Origin of the sequence: Sphingomonas crocodyli (assembly GCF_004005865.1) — a bacterium.
Lineage (GTDB): Bacteria > Pseudomonadota > Alphaproteobacteria > Sphingomonadales > Sphingomonadaceae > Rhizorhabdus > Rhizorhabdus crocodyli.
Genome location: NZ_SACN01000001.1, coordinates 2,850,117 through 2,868,306, shown reverse-complemented (window position 1 = coordinate 2,868,306; position 18,190 = coordinate 2,850,117). Strand labels below are relative to the sequence as shown.

Genomic DNA, 18,190 nt, shown 5'->3' with positions numbered 1-18,190 from the left:
AACGGGCATCGGGCGCACGAAATGTGCGAAAGTGCATCGAAGCTTAAGAAGGCTTCGGCCAAGTCGTTGGTCGAGGGGGATTGCAATGATAACTGGGGTATTGGGGGCGATCGTCCTGACGGGCGGCGCGTTGCTGGACGATTGTCAGGCCAAGGACAGTCGCCGGGCGCGATGTGAGGCTTATGTGCACGGCGTGATCGATGCGACCACGACGATCGCGCAGTCGGCAGGCGGGGCTCTGCTCTGCATCCCCGAAAACGCGACGATGGATCAGATTGTCGGCGCCGTCAGCGGCTTCATCGCAAGCGTGCCGGCCGAGCGGCACATGACGGCATCGAGCCTGTCGATCTACGCGCTGCAACGCGCTTATCCCTGCCCGGAATAGGCTTCAGCGCATCACGATCGGATGCTCGGCGCGCACGCTGTCGCACAATTCCTCGATGGCGCTGTTCTGACGGGCCGAACCCGATGGCGCGACCATCCAGTTGCAGTGCGGATGCGTGGCGACATCATAGTGCCGGATCGGCCCAAGCGCCTGGCGCCAGATGCGCGCTTCGCCGCCATGCGCACGGACCAGCCGCGTGATCAGCAGAGCCTGAAGTTGGGTGACGGTCATTGGGTCTGGACGCACCGAGCATTTGGCCTGCTTCGCAGCAAAGCCGTGGTTCTTCGGTCTTTCAGAAGATGTCCGGTGGCTCCCTGAGTAGGATTCGAACCTACGACCGATCGATTAACAGTCGATTGCTCTACCGCTGAGCTATCAGGGAATGCCGGTACCGCCCGAAGGCGAGGCGCGCCTATAGCAGCGGGTTGCGGAAAGTTGCAACCCGTCTGTTTGCGTATTTTTTATGTCGCAAACTGCTCGGCCGCGATGCGGTCGTCGAGCGCGTGTTCGGGGTCGAAAAGCAGCGTCAGCGGGCTGGTGCGGTCGATCGAGATCGTCACGCTTTCAACGTCGCGTACTTCGTGCTGATCGGCGACCGCGCTGACCGATCTTTTGCCCGAATCGAGCACGCGGAACGTCACCTTGGTACGATTCGGCAGAATTGCCCCGCGCCAGCGGCGTGGGCGGAACGGGCTGATCGGGGTGAGCGCGAGCAGCGAGGAATCGAGCGGCAGGATCGGCCCCTGCGCCGACAGGTTATAGGCGGTCGATCCGGCGGGGGTGGCGACCAGCACGCCGTCGCATACCAGTTCGGGCAGGACGACGCGGCCGTCGACCATCACCTCGAGCTTCGCGGTTTCGCGGGTTTCGCGCAGCAGCGACACTTCGTTGATCGCGGGGATCGATATCTGTTCGCCGTCCATCGTCACCGCATCCATGCGCAGCGGCAGGACGGTGATCGTCTTGGCATGCTGCAGGCGCAGTTCCAGCAGGTCGGGCTTCCATTCGTTCATCAGGAAGCCGACGGTGCCTAGGTTCATGCCGAACACGGGAAGCACGCGGTGCCGATCGAGCATCGAATGGAGCGTGCGCAGCAGAAAGCCGTCACCGCCCAGCGCCACGACCAGTTCGGCCCGATCGATCGGGTGCCATTCGTAAAGCTCGCGCAGGGCATCGGCCGCAGCCTTCGCCTGCGGCGTGGGGGAGGCGACGAGCGCCATCCGGCGGTCGGTCATATTATATGGCTCTCGAAAGGGGTCATCCGCCGGTCACGCTCATATGGCGGCGCACCGTGGGGGCCGCGCTGCGTTCGGCGATACGGAAATGGTGGCGCTCGGGCTTGATCGCCATCGCCTCGTCGAGCGCGGCGTCGATCGCCTCAGCCTGTCCGGATCGCAGCGCTGCGCGCAGGTCGATCGCGTCCTCATGGCCCAGGCAGGGGAATATCTCGCCAGCGGCGGTCACGCGCACGCGATTGCAGCCGTCGCAGAAATTGGCCGTCATCGGGGTGATGAAGCCGATCCGCACGCCCAGTTCCTCGACCTGCGAATAGCGCGCCGGCCCGCCGGTGCGGTGCGCGAGCGGGGCGAGCGTGTAGCGGCTCTCCAGATCCGTGCGGACATGATCGAGCGGCAGGAAACGGTCGACGCGATCCTCGTCGACCTCACCCAGCGGCATCGTTTCGATCAGGGTCATGTCGAAACCCTGTTCGGCGCACCAGCGCAGCATGGGTTCGATCTCGTCCTCGTTCACGCCCTTCAGCGCGACCATGTTGATCTTGATCGCAAGGCCGGCGGCTTTGGCGGCGTCGAGGCCGCGCAGGACATCGGCCAGATCGCCCCGGCGCGTGATCGTGCGGAAACGTTCCGGATCGCGGCTGTCGAGGCTGACGTTGATCCGCCGCACCCCCGCCGCCGCCAGCGCCTCGGCATGGCTATCGAGCAGGGTGCCGTTGGTGGTGATCGTCAGTTCGTCGAGGCCGTGGCCGATATGGCGGCCGATCGCACGCGCCAGATCATCGATCCCGCGCCGGACCAGCGGCTCGCCGCCCGTCAGCCGGATCTTGCGGACCCCGCGGCGGATGAAGGCTTCGGACAAAGTCGCCAGTTCGTCGATCGTCAGCAGATCGCCATTGGGCAGGAAGCGCATATCTTCCGCCATGCAATAGCGGCAGCGCAGATCGCATCGATCGGTCACGGACAGGCGCAGATAGCTGATCCGCCGGCCGAGTCGGTCGGTCAGTCGCGGAGACGCCGTGACGGGACGCATTTCCATGCTGGAGAGCTATTCGTTCGGGGCCATCCCCGCAAGGGGGCGGCCATCGTCCTAAAGCTTATCCATATTACTTACATTGCCGAAGCTTTGCGATTGGCCGAGGCTTCACTTCAAGGTAAACGCTGAACCGATGGTGAATGTCGCTGGGCTTAACGGGACGGCCGACGAAGTGGCCGGTGGCGGATTTCTGCCGCTTTTCCTGTTATCGTTCCGGCAACGTGACGAATTGGCCGCGCTGATCCGCAAATCGGGCCGCTCGGTCGTCGCCGCCCGTCGTCCGGACATGATCGAACGCCGCTTCATCGGATCGGGTGCCGCGATCGCCGTGGTCGATGCGCGTGGCGCCCCGCGCGAAGGGCTGGCGGCGTGCGAGGCGCTGTCGCTGCCGATCGCGTCGACCGGTTCGGCGCTGCTGGTGCTCATATCACAGGGCGATCTTGCCGTGCTCGATCGCTTCATCGAGGCGGGCGTTACCCATTATCTGATCAGCCCGTTCGGGCAGGACGCGCTCGTCAACATGCTGCGCATGACCGATCGCTTCGTCGAGCGGGTGGCAGGCGGCGGCAAATCGGCATCCGAACGGGCGCGGCTGCGGCTGGCGGAAACCGAAGCCTGGACATGGCGGCCCGGCGATCGATCGGTGCAGCTGAGTTCGGCCTTTGCCGAGCGGATCGGGCTGGCCGAGCGTGATGTGCATATCTGGCGCCTGCTGGCCGGGATCGACAAGGCGGGGCGGCGCGCGGCGAACGAGGCGCTCAGCAAGTTGCTGGCCAATGGCCGCGCGGGCGCCTTCGCGCATGGCGTGGGCGGGCGCGGCGAGCGGCTGGCGCACCATATCCATTTCGATGACGATCGCGGCGTCGTGATCGGCTGGGTCGAGGGATCGCGCGGCGAGGGCGAGGTGCCGGCCGGGCCCAGTGATCCGCTGACCGGTCTCGCCAATGCCGATACGGTGCGCGCCTTCCTGGCCGAACGCCTGACGAACGGCGAGGGGCCGGAGCCGCGCGCGACCTTGATGCTGCTGGGCATCAGCCGCTTCGGGCTGGTCAACGCCGCCTTTGGGCGCGTGGCGGGCGATGCGGTGCTGCAGGGCGTCGCCAAGCGGATCGAGCGGATCATGGGGCAGGCGGGGCAGGAGCGCGTGCTGATCGCGCGCACCGCCGGTTCGGAATTCGCGATCGCGATCGGATCGTCGCTGGCGCCCGAAAAGGCCGAACTGATCGCGCAGCGGTTGGTGGACGCGGTATGCCGTCCCTTTGTCTCGGCCGAGCGGCTGATCCCGCTCAGCTGTCGCGTCGGCGTGGCGGCGGCGGAGCCCGATCGGAGCGAGCCGGTCGCTTCGCTGTTCCAGCGTGCGGGCGCGGCGCTCGCAGCGGCCAAGCATGGCGATCAGGGCGTCCATATGCTCGATGCCAGCCAGGAAGCGGAGTCGCATCGCCGCAGCCAGCTGGAGATCGACCTTCGCCGCGCGCTGCACGATCGCGAGATCGACGTGCTGTTCCAGCCGCAGGTCAAGATCGGCACTGGCGAGATCGTGGGGGTCGAGGCGCTGGCGCGCTGGCGGCATCCGACGCTTGGCGAACTGGGTGCGGAGACCCTGTTCGATGCGGCCGCGCGATCGGACTATGTGACCCAGCTTTCGGCGCATGTGCAGCGTCGCGCGCTCGAACTGGCGGCGCGATGGCCGCTGGGGCTGTCGCATCTGCGCCTGTCGCTGAACGTTACCGCGTCGGACATCACGTCGCCCAATTTTGTCGCCGAATTCCTCGCGCGCGTCGACGCGGTCGGCTTCCCGCGCCAGCGGCTGACCGTCGAAGTCACCGAAAGCGGGCTGATCGAAGATCTGTCGAACGCGGCGGTGATCCTCAGCGATCTGCGCGGCGCCGGGCTGCGCGTCGCGATCGACGATTTCGGCACGGGCTATTCGAGCCTCGCTTATCTCAAGGCCTTGCCGCTCGATTATCTCAAGATCGACAAGGCGCTCGCCGCTGACATTTCGGGGTCGACCCGCGATCGCATCGTGGTGCGCGGCGTGATCGATATGGCGCGTTCGCTGGGCCTCGCGGTCGTCGCGGAGGGTGTGGAGACGACTGCCCAATTGGGCCTGCTCGCACGCGAGGGCTGCAATTATTATCAGGGCTTCCTGTGTTCGCGCGCCGTCGACAGTGAGGCGCTGATCGGCCTGCTCCAGGGCGAGCGTTCGGAGGCGTCCCCGGCCGCCTGAAATTGACCTTTCTCCCGCCCGCTGCTTGAAATGGGCAAAAGGGAGATTGGGATGTCGGATCTGTTCGCGCCGCTGCGCTTCACGCGGGGCACCGCGATGAAAAACCGCTTCATGCTGGCACCGCTCACCAACTGGCAAAGCCATGAGGACGGCACTTTGTCGCAGGAGGAGCATGACTGGCTCGTCATGCGCGCAAAGGGCGGTTTCGGCGCGGTGATGACGGCGGCCGCCTTCGTCCTGTGGAACGGCAAGGGCTTTCAGGGGCAGCTGGGCATCCATGACGACAAGTGCCTGCCGGGCCTCACGCGGCTGGCGAGCGCGATCAAGACCGATGGGGCGCTGGCCTATGTGCAGCTGTATCACGCCGGCCTGCGGACCAATGCGGGGCTGACCGGCGAACAGCCGATCGGGCCGTCGGAGGACGCGGTCAGCGGTGCGCGGGCGATGACGATCGACGAGGTCGAGGCGATGGTCGAGGCGTTCGTCCGCGCGGCCGAGCGGGCGCAGCAGGCGGGCTTCGACGGCGTCGAGCTGCACGGCGCACATACCTACATCCTGTGCGCCTTCCTGAGCGCCGAGATGAACCGGCGCGAGGATCGTTATGGCGGCTCTCTGGAGAACCGCGCGCGCATCATCCGGGAGATCATCGCGGGAGTTCGCGCGCGCTGCGGCGATCACTTCACGCTGGGCCTGCGCCTGTCGGCCGAGCGGATGGGGATGCAGATGGCCGAGGTGCGCACGCTGTGCGAACAGCTCTGCGCAGAGGATCAGCTCGATTATATCGACATGTCGCTGTGGGATGCGTTCAAGGATCCCGAGGAGGAGGCGTTCAAGGGTCGCCCGCTGCTCAGCTGGTTCCTAGACTTCGATCGCCACAACACCGCGATCGGCGTGGCCGGGCAGGTGCGGTCGGGCGCAGCTGCGCAGGCGTGCCTCGATGCGGGATCGGATTTCGTGCTGATCGGTCGCGCGGCGATCGTGAACCACGATTTCGCCGATCGCGTCGACACCAACCGCGCCTTCGCGATGGACCCACCCCCGATCGACCGCACGCGCATGCCGGGCGAGGGCGTCAGCCCCGCCTTCCTCGATTATCTGACGACGAGCTTTCCGGGTTTCCTGACGACGGCGGCGTGAGGCGTGTTGGAAAGTTTCCTATAGGAAACTTTTCTGCACCGATCCTCCCCGGCACGGGGAGGGGGACCGCGAAGCGGTGGAGGGGGCGAGAGGCTGGGCGGTTTCGCCTGTGGCCAGCCCCCTCCGTCGCCTTCGGCGCCACCTCCCCCTGCCGGGGAGGATCTAGGAAAGGATCTTCGCCAATCCGCGCGACAGCTGCAGCGCGCCGTGGAGGCGGGCCTTGGGGTCCGGCCAGCCGCGGTTGATGACGAGCTTGCTGTCAGGACGCAGCCTGGCGACCTCCTTCAGCCGGTCGACATAGGCGAGCAGTCCCGGCAGATCGGGGAAATTGTCGTTGTGGAAGGTGACGAGCGCGCCGCGCGGGCCGACGTCGAGCTTCGCAACGCACGCCTTGCGGCAGTTGAGCTTGGCCTCGATCACGCTCAGCAGGTTCTGCGTCGGTTCGGGCAGCGGGCCGAAACGGTCGATCATCTCGGCGGCGAAGGCCTCGATCTCCTGCCTGTTCTCGGCCTCGTTCATGCGGCGATAGAGGCCCATGCGCAGATCGAGATCGGGCACATAATCGTCGGGGATCAGGATCGGCGCGTCGACGGTGATCTGCGGGGTGAACGCCTCGCGCTTCTCCTCGGCCAGGCCGCCGGCCTTGGCCTCCAGGATCGCCTCCTCCAGCATCGACTGGTAGAGTTCGAAGCCGACTTCCTTGATATGGCCCGATTGCTCGTCGCCCAGCAGATTGCCAGCACCACGAATGTCGAGATCGTGGGTCGCCAGCTGGAAGCCGGCGCCCAAAGTGTCGAGATTCTGGAGGATGTGCAGCCGCTTCTCGGCCGTGTCCGTGATCCGCCGGTCGCTGGTCGTCAGGTAAGCGTAGGCGCGCGTCTTTGATCGGCCGACGCGCCCGCGCAGCTGGTATAGCTGCGCCAGGCCGAATTTATCCGCGCGATTAACGATCAGGGTGTTGGCGGACGGGATGTCGAGCCCGCTTTCGACGATCGTGGTCGATACCAGCACGTCGAACTTCTTGTCGTAGAAGGCCGACATCCGTTCCTCGACCTCGCTCGGCGCCATCTGGCCGTGCGCGATGACGTACTTCACCTCGGGCACTTCCTTGCGGAGATAGTCCTCGAGATCGGGCAGATCCTTGACGCGCGGAGTGACGAGGAAGCTCTGCCCGCCGCGATAATGTTCGCGCAACAGCGCCTCGCGCACCACCACGCCATCCCAAGGCGCCACATAGGTACGCACGGCCAGGCGATCGACCGGCGGGGTCTGGATCACCGACAATTCGCGCAGGCCCGACATCGCCATCTGGAGCGTGCGCGGGATCGGCGTCGCGGTCAGCGTCAGCATGTGGACGTCGGTCTTGAGCGCCTTCAGCCGTTCCTTGTGGGTCACGCCGAAACGCTGTTCCTCATCGACGATGACGAGGCCGAGCCGCTTGAACTCGATCCCCTTGGCGAGCAGCGCGTGGGTGCCCACGACGATGTCGATCGTGCCCGATGAGAGCCCGTCCTTGACCTGCTTCGCCTCACCGGCGGGGACAAGGCGGCTGAGGCGGCCGACATTGACCGGGAAGCCGCGGAAGCGATCGACGAAATTCTGGTGATGCTGCCGCGCGAGCAGCGTGGTCGGGCACACGATCGCCACCTGCATCCCCGCCATTGCCGCGACGAAGGCGGCGCGCAAGGCAACCTCGGTCTTGCCGAAGCCCACGTCGCCGCAGACGAGGCGGTCCATCGGCGTACCCGAACCCAGATCGTCGATCACGTCGGCGATCGCGCGATCCTGATCGTCGGTCTCCTGATAGGGGAAGCGATCGACGAACTCGTTATACTCCTGCTCGGGCTGTGCGACTTCGGCGGGGCGGAGCGCGCGTTCGGCGGCGGTCTTGATCAGCTCGCCCGCAATTTCGCGGATCCGCTCCTTCATCCGCGCGCGGCGCTGCTGCCACGCGACGCCGCCGAGTTTGTCGAGCGCGACGCCCTCGCTCTCCGCGCCATAGCGGCTGAGTACGTCGAGGCTTTCGACGGGGACGTAGAGCTTGTCGCCGCCGGCATAGGTCAGCGCGACGCAGTCGTGCGGCGCCTTGCTGACCGGGATCGACGTCAGCCCCTCATAGCGGCCGATGCCGTGTTCCATGTGGACGACAAGGTCGCCGGGGCTGAGCGTGGCCAGTTCCTGCAGGAAGGCGTCGGCCGATTTCTTGCGCTTCTGCCGCCGGACGAGGCGGTCGCCGAGCATGTCCTGCTCGGTGAGCAGCGCGACATCGCCGCTGGTGAAGCCGTGATCGAGCGGCACCACGACCAAGGCCGCGCCGCCACCATTGGCGAGGCCCAGCGCCTCCTGCCAATTGTCGGCGAAGGGCACGCGATCGAGGCCGTGATCCTTGAGCAGCCCCGCAAAGCGTTCGCGCGCGCCGATCGAATAGCTGGCGAGGACGACCTTCTTCTTCGCCTTGCCCAGCTGTTCCACATGCTCGACGACCGCGTCGTAGATGTTGACGCCCTGCTGGCGTTCTGGTGCGAAGTCGCGTGCAGCTTCGGCCGCCATGTCGATGACGCGGTCGCTCTCCGGTTCGTCGAACGAGGTGACGAGGTGGACGGGCTTGTCCGCGACCGCGGCTTCCCATTCGGCCGAGGTCAGATAGAGTTCGTTGGGATCGAGCGGGCGATAGCTGCCCGGCTCCTTCGACTGCGCCCGCACGCGATTGGCATGATAATCGGTGATCGCCTCGAACCGATCCTCGGCCGCCTTCACGCTGCCGCCTTCGCGGATGACGAGGTCTTCAGGCGCGAGGTGATCGAAGATGGTGGTCAGCCGATCCTCGAACAGCGGGAGCCAATGGTCCATGCCCGCGAGGCGGCGGCCTTCGGACACCGCCTGATAGAGCGGATCGCCGGTCGCAGTCGCGCCGAAGCGTTCGCGATAGCGGCCACGGAAACGCTTGATTGTCTCTTCGTCGAGTAACGCTTCGGAGGCGGGGAGCAGGGTGAAGCCGTCGATGCGGCCGATCGTGCGCTGATCGGCGGGGTCAAACTGGCGGACGCTTTCGATCTCGTCGCCGAAGAAATCGAGGCGCAACGCGGCGGGTTCGCCCGACGGATAGAGATCGACCAGCCCGCCGCGCACCGCATATTCGCCCGGATCGGTAACGGTGTCCGCGCGGACATAGCCGTTCGCCTGCAGCAGCGCCGCCAGCTTGTCGCGATCGATCCGCTCGCCGGGCGCTAACCGTGCGACCAGCTGGCGGATGCGGAAGGGGGTTAGGGTGCGCTGGGTGACGGCGTTGATCGTCGTCGCGATCAGCACTGGTCCCTTGGGCTTGGATTGCAAGGCGTGGAGCGCGGCGAGCCGATCGGTCGTCGCTTTCAGCGCGGGGCTGGCCCGATCATACGGCAGGCAGTCCCATGCCGGCAGGTGCAGCACCGACAGTTCGGGCGCGAAGTAACTCGCCGCATCGGCCACCGCATGCATCGCCTGATCGTCCGCCGCGACGAAGATTACGCGGCCGCCGTTTGTCGCCGCCGCGCGCGCCAGATCGGCGAGCAGCCACGGCTGGAACCCTGCCGGCGCTCGCGCGAGCGTCAGCGGGTCGGAGGCTTTGAGGATGCGCTGGAGGTCGGTCATTCTTCAGGTCAGTTGATCTTGATGTAATCCAGCCGCTGCATCCGCTCCATCATCGGCCCCTGCCATTCGGGCGGCACCGGGATCGATCCCATCGCCCAGCCGAGGATGTCGGGATCCTCCTGACCCAGCAGCGCTTCGAACCAGCTAAGCGATTCTTCGTCCCAACCCTGGTGGAGCCGATCGAAATAGCAGCCCATCATGTAATCGGCTTCGCGCGTCCCGCGATGCCAGGCGCGGAATTGCAGGCGCTTGATGCGGGCGTCGCGGTCCATGATGCTCCAATAGATTATGAGCCCACGGGCGATTGCGAAGCCCGTCGGCAGAACGATATGAGGGGGAGATAGGGTCTGAACTCCATTACGGCAACGGCCATGACGAGGTCGATTTGCCGCGGGAGGAGGCGCGAGGAGGGAGCGATGGTTTTCCATCGTGACCGACGAGCAACGCTCTCCCGCGGCAAATCCACCTCGCCGCGTAGCGGTCGCTTTGGGAAGGCCGCTGGCTACGTCGAACGACTTGCGCCTAGTTCTGCTAGGCGTCTGCGCCGTCCTTCTTGCCAGCGGCCTTCCCAAAGCGATCCTGGCCATTGCCGTAATGGAGTTCAGACCCTGGCCATGCGCCCCGATATTCTCAATCCATTGTTCGCCGAGGTGGAGGCGCTGAAGGGCGTCGGCCCTGCGCTCGCCAAGCCGTTGAAGCGACTCGAGCTGGAGCGTGTCGTCGATCTGCTGTGGCACCTGCCGGTGGGCACGATCGAGCGGCACAAGCGCGATGTGCTCGATATGGCCGATGCGGGGCGGATCGTGACGATCCGGCTGGTGCCGACCAGCTATCGTGCGTCGGGCGGACGCGGGCCGTTCCGGGTCGGCGCGGTCGATCAGGAGGGCAACACCGTCAGCCTCACCTATTTCGGGGGCAATCCCGGCTGGGCGAAGAAGCTGCTGCCGATCGGCGAGCCGCGCATCGTATCGGGCAAGCTCGATCTCTACGGGCAGGAACTGCAGATGGTCCATCCCGACCATGTGCTGCCGCCTGCCGAAGCCGTGGACCTGCCCGAGCATGAGCCGGTCTATCCGCTGTCCGAAGGGCTGACCAACCGCCGTCTCGGCCAGATGATCGAGCAGGCGATCGAGCGTGCACCGCTGCTGCCCGAATGGATCGAGCCGGGGCTGAAGGCCGCGCGCGACTGGCCCGATTGGGCCGAGGCGGTGACGCGCACGCATGCCGATCCGCAGGATGTGGTCGCGCGGCAGCGGCTGGCCTATGACGAACTGTTCGCCAACCAGCTGGCGCTCATGCTCGTCCGCGCCTCGTCGCGGCGGCGCAAGGGCGTACCGCTGATCGGCGACGGGCGGCTGCGCGATGCGCTCAAGCTGCCCTACACGCCGACAGGCGCGCAGAGCCGCGCGATTGCCGAGATCGAGGCGGACCTGCGGCAGGCGACCCCCATGACGCGGCTGCTGCAGGGGGACGTTGGCGCGGGCAAGACTTTGGTCGCGACGATGGCGTTGCTCGCGGCGGTCGAGGCGGGGGCGCAGGGCGCGATGCTCGCCCCGACCGAAATCCTTGCGCGCCAGCATTTCGACACGCTCAGCCGCACGCTCGCCGGCATTCCGGTCAATGTCGCGATCCTTACGGGCCGTGAGAAGGGGCGGGTGCGCGAGTCGACCCTGATGGGGCTGGCAGACGGATCGATCGACATCCTCGTCGGCACCCACGCGATCTTTCAGGAGGCGGTGGCTTACAAGCGCCTCGGCCTCGCCGTGGTCGACGAGCAGCATCGCTTCGGCGTCGCACAGCGCATGCTGCTGCAGGCGAAGGCGGAGCGTCCTCCACACCTGCTCGTGATGACGGCGACCCCGATCCCGCGCACGCTGACCCTCAGCCATTATGGCGAGATGGACGTCAGCCGCCTCGACGAGATGCCGCCCGGTCGCCAGCCGATCGAGACGCGGGTAATGTCGGTCGATCGGCTCGACGAAATCGCCGCCGCGCTCGGCCGCCATCTGGAGAAGGGCGGGCAGGCCTATTGGGTGTGCCCGCTGGTTGAGGAGAGCGAGGTCTCCGATCTCGCCGCCGCCGAAAGCCGGGCGGCGATGCTGCGCCAGATGTTCGGCGATCGCGTCGGCCTGGTCCACGGTCGGATGAAGGGACCGGAAAAGGATGCGGTCATGGCCGCCTTCCAGCGCGGCGACCACGGCGTGCTGGTCGCAACGACGGTGATCGAGGTCGGCGTCGACGTGCCCAATTCGACGCTGATGATCATCGAGGGCGCCGATCGTTTCGGCCTTGCCCAGCTGCACCAGTTGCGCGGGCGGGTGGGACGCGGTGATCAGAAGTCGACATGCCTGCTCCTGCGCGGAAATGCCCTGTCCGAAACATCGCGTGCGCGCCTCGCGCTGATGCGCGAGACGAATGACGGCTTCCGCATCGCCGAGGAGGATCTGCGCCTGCGCGGTGCGGGCGACATCCTCGGCACGCGCCAGTCGGGCGAGGCGGGGTTCCGGCTTGCGGGGCCAGAGGCGGTCTCCGCGCTGATCCAGGCGGCGACCGACGATGCGCGCCTGCTGGTCGATCGCGACGGCGGACTGGAGGGACCACGCGGCACCGCCGCCCGAACCGCGCTCTATCTGTTCGAACGCGATGCGGCGGTGGGGTTGTTGCGGGCGGGTTAGGGCACCGGGCTCTTGCGCACCTTCACGCCCGCCGAATGCTGGCGGATGATGCGCAGATAGCCATCGACCAGTACCTGATTGACCTCGTCCCAGCCATAAGGGCGGCTGGCTTCGAGACCGGCGGCGCCGGCCGCCGCACGGGCATCGGCATCGTTGCAATAGAGCTTGAGCGCGTCGGCGAAGGCGCGGGTGCGGCCGGGCTGGATCAGGCGGCCGGAGACGCCATCGTCGACCAGGCTTTCGCTGCCCGTCGCGCGGGCGGCGACGACGGGAAGGCCCGCCGCCATCGCTTCGAGGGTGACGTTGCCGAACGTCTCGGTCACCGACGGGTTGAACAGCATGTCCATCGATGCGACGGCGCGGCCCAGATCCTCGCCACGCTGAAAGCCGGCGAACACCGCTTCGGGCAGGCGCTTTTCGAACCATTCGCGCGCCGGGCCTTCGCCGACGACCAGCACCTTGTGTCGCACATGCCGGCGGTTCAACTCGTCGATCGTGTCGGCGAAGACGTCGAGGCCCTTTTCCATGACCAGCCGGCCGACGAAGCCGATCGTGGGCATGTCATCCTCGATCCCGAAGCCGCGCCGCCAGTCGAGATCGCGGCGCGCGGGCTGGAAGATCTCGCGGTCGATCCCGCGTGACCAGATGCCGACATCGTAATTCATCCGCTGTTCGCGCAGCAGCTGCGCCATCGATTCGGACGGCGCGAAGATCGCGTTGCAGCGCCGGTAGAAGCGCCGCAGCAGCGCCAGCACCAGCGGCTCGAGGAAGGCGAGGCCATAATAACGCGGATAGGTTTCGAACCGCGTGTGGACCGAAGCAACCACCGGCAGGTTACGCGCATGGGCGAGCGTGATCGCGCGATGCCCCAGCACTTCGGGGCTTGCGACGTGGATGATGTTGGGCGCGAAGCGGGTGATGTCGCGGCGCACGCGCAGCGGCAGGCCGATCGGAAAGCGATATTCGCCGCGCCCCGGAACGGGGAAGGCGGGCACGCCCACCAGATCGCCGGTCGGCGGGAAGGCAGGGTTGTCGATCGTTGGTGAATAGATGCGAACGGCCGCACCTTTCTTCAGCAGATAGCCGACAAGCCGGTTGAGCGCCTGGTTCGCGCCATCGCGCACATAATTATAGTTGCCCGTGAACAGGGCGACACGCAGCTGGGATGTTTCCATTTGCGGGCCGATAGCGTCTGCTTCGCGAAAGGCCAATGGCTTCACTGATGCCGCCTCACTTCGCGCGGTAGATCTTGTTGCCGACGCCGACGCTGGTGATCTTCGGCTTCGTCGTCGGTGCGGCCTTCCAGCGGATGTCGTTGTCAGCGCCGGTGATCGAGATCGACGCCTGCTTGGCCAGATTGATCGTGATGCGGTTTCCGGCACCTTGCAGGGTCAGCCGGGTGCACGAACCGTGGATGACCAGGGTGTTGTTCGCGCCGTTGATGTCCACCGCGCCGCCTTCGCAATCGAGTTCGGCCTGCTGGCCGGCGCCGTTGAAGTCGGCATTGGCCTGCGCCGGGCCGGCAAAAGCCGCGAGCGAGAGGATAGCGGCGATGGCGAAGGCGCGACGGTTGTTCATTCTTTCCCCGCAACGACGTTGGTAAGAATGCCGGAACGAGCGTGGCGTGCAGGGGTTCCTGACCCATAGGCTCTAAATATTGGGATCAAAGGGAAAAGGGGCGGCGATGGACAGGTTCTTCACGAAGATCGCGGCGAAACTGGCAAGTGCGGTGGGGCAGCCGCTGGCCTTCATCGTCGCGATGCTGGGTATCGTGATCTGGGGGATTAGCGGGCCGATCTTCGGCTTTTCGGATACGTGGCAGTTGATCGTGAACACATCGACCACGATCATCACCTTCCTGATGGTGTTCCTGATCCAGAACGCTCAGAATCGCGATGCCGCCGCGATGCAGGCGAAGCTCGACGAGATCATTCGCGCGCTTGATGGCGCCCGCAACGACTTCATCGGGATCGAGCATCTGACCGAGGACGAACTCGAAAAGATCCGCCGTCAGGTCGAGGAGGAATGCGCGCCCCACGAACGCGGCAAGGACGGCGCGACCAGCGTCGGCAATCTGATCAAGCGGCTATAGGCGATCGGGTCAGTAGGTGTTCTGGCCCTGCACATTGCCGCCTTCCATATACCGGCAGACCATCACCTCATCGCCGCCCTTCGCATCGGCCACGGCGCAACCGACCAGCCCGGTGCTGTGCCATACGACCTGTGTGAAATGCCCTACATCGCCGAAATCGCCGGTGATGCTGACGTCGGGGATCGGATTGTTCTGGAACATCTTCTTTTCCGAAATCCACAGCTTCACCATGTCTTCGGGCGTGTAATGGCCCTTGGTTCCCCGCCACAGATTTTCGCCTTCGACGTCGAGGCTTTCGTCATGTTCGAGGTCCGCCAGAGCGGACAGATGGGCGGCCCACTTCGCCGCTTCGGCCGCCAGCGCATCGCTCCAGACCAGCGGACGAAGCTTGTAGGTCGTACGCTCGGCATTGTGGCTGTCGAGAATGCGTTGCTTGAAATTGTCCAGCCGGGTCGCGGGGGCGGCTGCGCATAGCAAACCGCCGGCGGCGATCAGCGATAGGGCCTGTAGCAAGGCCCTGGATCGAAACGCTGTCATTGCGACTGACCTTTCCTAAACAACGCCTAGCGGGAGGAGGATTCGAGCAGAAACTGCGAGGTCCAGGTGTTTCCCGAAAAGGTCGGGAAGGTGATTTTGGGTGCCTTGTCGAAATCGAACTGCTCGCACATGCAGGCGAGCAGGGTGACACCGGCGGCAAGCTGGTGCGGATTGAAGACGTTGCGAACGTTCTCGCGCATCTTCAGCAATTTCTTGCGGTCATCGCCCTGGATGTCCGAAGGCACGATCCCGTAGAATATGCCTTTCTGTATCGACTGGATGACCTGGTTCAGATTGTCCGGCGAAATGTCGATAAAGTCGCGTCCGCTGATCATCTCGCGCGGATGGCTGATCACTGTGGCGGCCCAGACGGCTCCGCCGGACAGGATGATGCGCGGATTTTTCAGTTTCCCCAGCGATTTTGCGCTTTCACGCGTCAATTGCGGCGCGATCGCCTGATCATAGAATTCGCGGGTTCTGGCCGGAAAATCGGCGACGTCGACGTCCGGGGATCGTTCCTTGACGGCGGCAGCGAGCGTCTTCGTGCCGAAGGGGATGGAGAAGTCGGCGTAATGCCCTTTCCAGCCCCGGCGATCATAGGAGCCGCCCTTGGTGTTGCCGCTGCCGACGTCGAACTGGAAGACGCGCCCGCGATCGAAGGGGGCGACCAGCCAGTCGAACTGCAGGCGGGCTTCGTCGCGCGCGGTGACGGTGGCGAGGGGGAGGCCCGTCCTGGCCCGCACGTCGCGGGCCAGTTGCTTGAGAACGGGCATCACGCGCTGCGCCACGCCGCTAGACATTACGAGGTAGATGTCGGTCTTCTTGACCTTGAGTTCGATCAGGCGATCGATCCGGCCGGCGATCAGGTCGACAGTGGCGGCTACACCGGCCGCGCTGACATCGTCGAGCAGCGGAAGCGCGATCGGCGGCGGAGATCCGGATTTCGACGGTTCCAGACGTTGGAAACCGGAAAGCTTGGCATGTTGCGTGGTCATGTTGGCCACGGCGATCTGATAGACCCAGGTGGTGATCCCGCTGGCCGAAATGTCGATCAGCCCAAGCTTCTTGTCCGTGCTGGCGGCCTCGGCTCCGGTGTGCGGCGCCAGCGCGAGCAGCCCGCCGAGCAGCAGCCCACGCTCCAGCAATTCCCTGCGATCGAGACCCATCATTCCCCCTGCTTCACCACAGCGAAGACGTCCGAAAGGTCCGCTGGCGGCGAGGGGGCAGACTATAGGGGGAGGGCAGGCTCGTCGTATGACAGGCGACCCATATTGGGTCATTGTTTCTTGTTCGAAACTAAATGCGTTTCGGTGATGTCGTTTCGGTTAGGATGGCGATCGCAATCGATTGGACCGCGCGAGGTGTGACATGCCGAAGGCCAGCATCAATTCCGGTGCCTTCGATAGGAACAGGAAGGCCAATATCTTCGCGGTCTATAATTGTGCGGTCGACATCCAGATGCTGTCGCAGAACAGGCATGGATTTGATCCGAGCGAATATCTCGTCTTCTCGGTCGTTTCATGCGCCAATATGCAAAGGGCGTTCCGGCAACTCGCGCATTCCGATTTCCATTCGGACGATTTGGCGCCGGCCAGGGCCAGGGACGTTCCGATTTCTCGCCGTCGCATCGCGGAGGCAACGGGTCTGCCGCGCGAAACCGTCCGCCGGATCGTCCAGAAGCTGATCCTGCGCGGTTATCTGATCGAGTCGGACGACCGGCAGATATTGGTGCCGCAGGATATTGCGGAGGGCGATCAGGATTGGGATCCGCGCGACGTGATGGCGCCGATCTTGCGCATGGTGCAGACGCTGATGGCGACGGGGGTTATCCAGTTGCAGGAATAGATCGGCCCCTGCGCCACCCGAAGGCGACAATGTGGAAGATCGCGCCGCCGAGCACGCCGAGCGCGAAACATTGGGCGAGCATCAGGGGGAGTTCGCCGGTCTTCCAATAGGTGCCGAGCAGATCGCCCACGCCATGCGTCCCGTCGCCCGATTGGGGGAGCCATCCGCTGATCGCCCAGATCAACGCCCAGGGCGTGAGCGCGAGGAGGCCGACGAACAGGGCGCTCCACCCCCAACTCGTCACGCGCCGCCGCTGGACGAGCCAGAGCGGCACCCCGACGATCGCGGTCCCCGGCCAGGCGGGCAGCGCGATCAGGAAGGTATAATCGCGCGCCGCACCCCAGGTCTGCGGTTCGATCAGCCACACGAACAGGGCGATCGGCACGATCGGCGCGATGAGGATCGCGAGGATCAGGCGCCAGAGGGGGGCGGGAGCCATGCGATCAGATTTTCGTACGAATGGCTAGGAGCCAGAAAATTCCTGCTGTGACAGCCGCAAAGGCTGCGCTGATCAGCGCTCCGAAAAACCCAAACATGCTGAAGACCATATCCGCGGACGAAGCGCCAGCGAACGGACTGCCATCGTTGATACTTGGCTCAGGCGGTTTGGGCTCAACGATCAAAGTAATGGCGAGGACGATCCATGTGACCGCGATTGCGACCACTTGATAGACCATCGGTGAAGTAACCTGCAGTCGACGCAGCAACAGATGGAAGGGAAATCCGAAAATCGTCATCATTCCGTAGCTGCCTGTTAAAGCGATCGAGATTCCAACGAGCGCATCGCTACCGCTAAGTGCAGGGCGCACGGTGATCAGGCATGCCACCAGAAACAGCGGGATTGGCGCCAAAAGATACCCTTGGACTTCGTTTCGCGAGATGCCCATTTGCTGACGCCTTGGTTGAAGCATGCGATATCTTGGAGCTGGAAAGATAAAGGCTGGGCACAAAGTTAGTCCACCCGCAGCTTCAATATAGGCCGTTCCCATGCGGCCGTCGGCGTCGGCGCTTTGGTGCCGACGCGCACCGCGCCCTGCCGCAGGTAGAAGCCGAGGGCGGGCGGGTGTGACACGATGATGATTTCCCCGATGCCGATCTGCGCGGCGACGCCCCGCATATGCGCGAACAGGTCACGGCCCAGCCCGGTTCCCTGCGCGGCATCGATCACGAACATCAGGTCGAGTTCGGGCTCCGGATCGATCGTGATGCTGTAGAAACCCATCATCCGCCCGGCATCGTCGGTCGCGAGATAGATATGGTCGCGGGCGATCTGCGCGGCGTCGATCGCATAGTTGGCGAGGATGCCGGCATAGTCGCCCTGATAGGCGGCGGATGCCTTCATCAGCGCGGTCAGCGCCGCCGCATCGTCAGCCTCTGCGCGCCGGATGCGCATC

The 18,190-nt window shown here is 65.1% G+C and carries 18 protein-coding genes and 1 tRNA gene; 6 read left to right on the top strand and 13 right to left on the bottom strand.

Annotation, left to right across the window (positions count from 1 at the left end; genetic code table 11):
- Window positions 1–85: 85 nt before the first annotated feature.
- Complete coding sequence (locus EOD43_RS13740) at window positions 86–385, top strand: Rap1a/Tai family immunity protein (RefSeq protein WP_164857228.1); 300 nt, start codon at window positions 86–88, stop codon at window positions 383–385.
- 3 nt (window positions 386–388) lie between these two features.
- Here the strand turns inward: EOD43_RS13740 and EOD43_RS13735 are convergent, their stop codons facing one another.
- The 4 genes from EOD43_RS13735 to moaA all read right to left on the bottom strand — a co-directional run bounded on the left by EOD43_RS13735 (window position 389) and on the right by moaA (window position 2,659).
- Window positions 389–616, bottom strand: a complete 228-nt coding sequence (locus EOD43_RS13735; RefSeq protein WP_127744401.1) for a hypothetical protein — start codon at window positions 614–616, stop codon at window positions 389–391.
- Window positions 617–692: 76 nt separating this feature from the next.
- Window positions 693–767 (bottom strand) — tRNA-Asn (locus tag EOD43_RS13730).
- 79 nt (window positions 768–846) lie between these two features.
- Window positions 847–1,620 carry an NAD kinase gene (locus EOD43_RS13725; protein WP_127744400.1) on the bottom strand — a complete coding sequence of 258 codons (774 nt, stop codon included), beginning with the start codon at window positions 1,618–1,620 and terminating at the stop codon, window positions 847–849.
- A gap of 22 nt (window positions 1,621–1,642) precedes the next feature.
- Entirely contained in the window at window positions 1,643–2,659 is a 1,017-nt protein-coding gene (gene moaA, locus EOD43_RS13720; RefSeq protein ID WP_240653190.1) for a GTP 3',8-cyclase MoaA, read from the bottom strand.
- 130 nt (window positions 2,660–2,789) lie between these two features.
- Here moaA and EOD43_RS13715 point away from each other — a divergent pair, with 130 nt between their 5' ends.
- Both EOD43_RS13715 and EOD43_RS13710 read left to right on the top strand, forming a co-directional pair.
- On the top strand, window positions 2,790–4,883 hold the full coding sequence (locus EOD43_RS13715; RefSeq protein WP_240653189.1) for a putative bifunctional diguanylate cyclase/phosphodiesterase: 2,094 nt from the start codon (window positions 2,790–2,792) through the stop codon (window positions 4,881–4,883).
- Window positions 4,884–4,934: 51 nt separating this feature from the next.
- Window positions 4,935–6,020, top strand: a complete 1,086-nt coding sequence (locus EOD43_RS13710; protein ID WP_127744399.1) for an NADH:flavin oxidoreductase — start codon at window positions 4,935–4,937, stop codon at window positions 6,018–6,020.
- Between the two features lie 162 nt (window positions 6,021–6,182).
- On the opposite strand, the gene mfd is transcribed toward EOD43_RS13710, so the two are convergent.
- Both mfd and EOD43_RS13700 read right to left on the bottom strand, forming a co-directional pair.
- Window positions 6,183–9,647 (bottom strand): transcription-repair coupling factor, encoded by a 3,465-nt coding sequence (mfd, locus tag EOD43_RS13705; protein WP_127744398.1) that lies wholly within the window; start codon window positions 9,645–9,647, stop codon window positions 6,183–6,185.
- An 8-nt stretch (window positions 9,648–9,655) separates the two neighbouring features.
- Window positions 9,656–9,919 (bottom strand): FAD assembly factor SdhE, encoded by a 264-nt coding sequence (locus EOD43_RS13700; RefSeq protein WP_127744397.1) that lies wholly within the window; start codon window positions 9,917–9,919, stop codon window positions 9,656–9,658.
- A 342-nt stretch (window positions 9,920–10,261) separates the two neighbouring features.
- Between EOD43_RS13700 and recG the strand changes: the two genes are divergently transcribed.
- Window positions 10,262–12,322 (top strand): ATP-dependent DNA helicase RecG, encoded by a 2,061-nt coding sequence (recG, locus tag EOD43_RS13695; RefSeq protein WP_127744396.1) that lies wholly within the window; start codon window positions 10,262–10,264, stop codon window positions 12,320–12,322.
- Here the strand turns inward: recG and EOD43_RS13690 are convergent.
- Together EOD43_RS13690 and EOD43_RS13685 are read right to left on the bottom strand one after the other, a co-directional pair.
- On the bottom strand, window positions 12,319–13,497 hold the full coding sequence (locus EOD43_RS13690) for a glycosyltransferase family 4 protein (protein ID WP_127744395.1): 1,179 nt from the start codon (window positions 13,495–13,497) through the stop codon (window positions 12,319–12,321). The two genes, recG and EOD43_RS13690, sit on opposite strands and share 4 nt — an antisense overlap.
- Before the next feature lie 55 nt (window positions 13,498–13,552).
- Window positions 13,553–13,900, bottom strand: coding sequence for a DUF3060 domain-containing protein (locus tag EOD43_RS13685; protein ID WP_127744394.1), 348 nt, complete (start codon window positions 13,898–13,900; stop codon window positions 13,553–13,555).
- A gap of 106 nt (window positions 13,901–14,006) precedes the next feature.
- On the opposite strand from EOD43_RS13685, the gene EOD43_RS13680 reads away from it, so the two are divergent.
- On the top strand, window positions 14,007–14,414 hold the full coding sequence (locus EOD43_RS13680; RefSeq protein WP_127744393.1) for a low affinity iron permease family protein: 408 nt from the start codon (window positions 14,007–14,009) through the stop codon (window positions 14,412–14,414).
- A 9-nt stretch (window positions 14,415–14,423) separates the two neighbouring features.
- Here the strand turns inward: EOD43_RS13680 and EOD43_RS13675 are convergent, their stop codons facing one another.
- Window positions 14,424–14,927 (bottom strand): CAP domain-containing protein, encoded by a 504-nt coding sequence (locus EOD43_RS13675; RefSeq protein WP_240653188.1) that lies wholly within the window; start codon window positions 14,925–14,927, stop codon window positions 14,424–14,426.
- A 50-nt stretch (window positions 14,928–14,977) separates the two neighbouring features.
- Window positions 14,978–16,120: a hypothetical protein gene (locus EOD43_RS13670; protein WP_127744391.1), complete on the bottom strand. Its 1,143-nt coding sequence runs from the start codon at window positions 16,118–16,120 to the stop codon at window positions 14,978–14,980.
- 199 nt (window positions 16,121–16,319) lie between these two features.
- On the opposite strand from EOD43_RS13670, the gene EOD43_RS13665 reads away from it, so the two are divergent.
- Complete coding sequence (locus tag EOD43_RS13665; RefSeq protein WP_127744390.1) at window positions 16,320–16,796, top strand: winged helix-turn-helix transcriptional regulator; 477 nt, start codon at window positions 16,320–16,322, stop codon at window positions 16,794–16,796.
- Here EOD43_RS13665 and EOD43_RS13660 read toward each other — a convergent pair.
- The 3 genes from EOD43_RS13660 to EOD43_RS13650 form a co-directional block, all read right to left on the bottom strand.
- Window positions 16,777–17,235, bottom strand: coding sequence for a hypothetical protein (locus EOD43_RS13660; protein WP_127744389.1), 459 nt, complete (start codon window positions 17,233–17,235; stop codon window positions 16,777–16,779). The two genes, EOD43_RS13665 and EOD43_RS13660, sit on opposite strands and share 20 nt — an antisense overlap.
- A 4-nt stretch (window positions 17,236–17,239) precedes the next feature.
- Entirely contained in the window at window positions 17,240–17,683 is a 444-nt protein-coding gene (locus EOD43_RS13655; protein WP_127744388.1) for a hypothetical protein, read from the bottom strand.
- A gap of 65 nt (window positions 17,684–17,748) precedes the next feature.
- Entirely contained in the window at window positions 17,749–18,189 is a 441-nt protein-coding gene (locus tag EOD43_RS13650) for a GNAT family N-acetyltransferase (protein WP_127744387.1), read from the bottom strand.
- Between the last annotated feature and the right edge of the window lies 1 nt (window position 18,190).

Excerpts from the sequence above, each read along its gene's own strand:
- EOD43_RS13660 (WP_127744389.1), bottom strand. The coding sequence starts at position 17,235 with ATGGCTCCCGCCCCCCTCTGGCGCCTGATCCTCGCGATCCTCATCGCG.
- moaA (WP_240653190.1), bottom strand. The coding sequence starts at position 2,659 with ATGGAAATGCGTCCCGTCACGGCGTCTCCGCGACTGACCGACCGACTC.
- EOD43_RS13710 (WP_127744399.1), top strand. The coding sequence starts at position 4,935 with ATGTCGGATCTGTTCGCGCCGCTGCGCTTCACGCGGGGCACCGCGATG.
- EOD43_RS13700 (WP_127744397.1), bottom strand. The coding sequence starts at position 9,919 with ATGGACCGCGACGCCCGCATCAAGCGCCTGCAATTCCGCGCCTGGCAT.
- EOD43_RS13685 (WP_127744394.1), bottom strand. The coding sequence starts at position 13,900 with ATGAACAACCGTCGCGCCTTCGCCATCGCCGCTATCCTCTCGCTCGCG.
- EOD43_RS13665 (WP_127744390.1), top strand. The coding sequence starts at position 16,320 with ATGCCGAAGGCCAGCATCAATTCCGGTGCCTTCGATAGGAACAGGAAG.
- EOD43_RS13650 (WP_127744387.1), bottom strand. The coding sequence starts at position 18,189 with ATGCGCATCCGGCGCGCAGAGGCTGACGATGCGGCGGCGCTGACCGCG.
- EOD43_RS13655 (WP_127744388.1), bottom strand. The coding sequence starts at position 17,683 with ATGGGCATCTCGCGAAACGAAGTCCAAGGGTATCTTTTGGCGCCAATC.
- EOD43_RS13725 (WP_127744400.1), bottom strand. The coding sequence starts at position 1,620 with ATGACCGACCGCCGGATGGCGCTCGTCGCCTCCCCCACGCCGCAGGCG.
- EOD43_RS13690 (WP_127744395.1), bottom strand. The coding sequence starts at position 13,497 with ATGGAAACATCCCAGCTGCGTGTCGCCCTGTTCACGGGCAACTATAAT.
- EOD43_RS13740 (WP_164857228.1), top strand. The coding sequence starts at position 86 with ATGATAACTGGGGTATTGGGGGCGATCGTCCTGACGGGCGGCGCGTTG.
- recG (WP_127744396.1), top strand. The coding sequence starts at position 10,262 with ATGCGCCCCGATATTCTCAATCCATTGTTCGCCGAGGTGGAGGCGCTG.
- EOD43_RS13680 (WP_127744393.1), top strand. The coding sequence starts at position 14,007 with ATGGACAGGTTCTTCACGAAGATCGCGGCGAAACTGGCAAGTGCGGTG.
- EOD43_RS13715 (WP_240653189.1), top strand. The coding sequence starts at position 2,790 with ATGGTGAATGTCGCTGGGCTTAACGGGACGGCCGACGAAGTGGCCGGT.
- EOD43_RS13735 (WP_127744401.1), bottom strand. The coding sequence starts at position 616 with ATGACCGTCACCCAACTTCAGGCTCTGCTGATCACGCGGCTGGTCCGT.
- mfd (WP_127744398.1), bottom strand. The coding sequence starts at position 9,647 with ATGACCGACCTCCAGCGCATCCTCAAAGCCTCCGACCCGCTGACGCTC.
- EOD43_RS13670 (WP_127744391.1), bottom strand. The coding sequence starts at position 16,120 with ATGATGGGTCTCGATCGCAGGGAATTGCTGGAGCGTGGGCTGCTGCTC.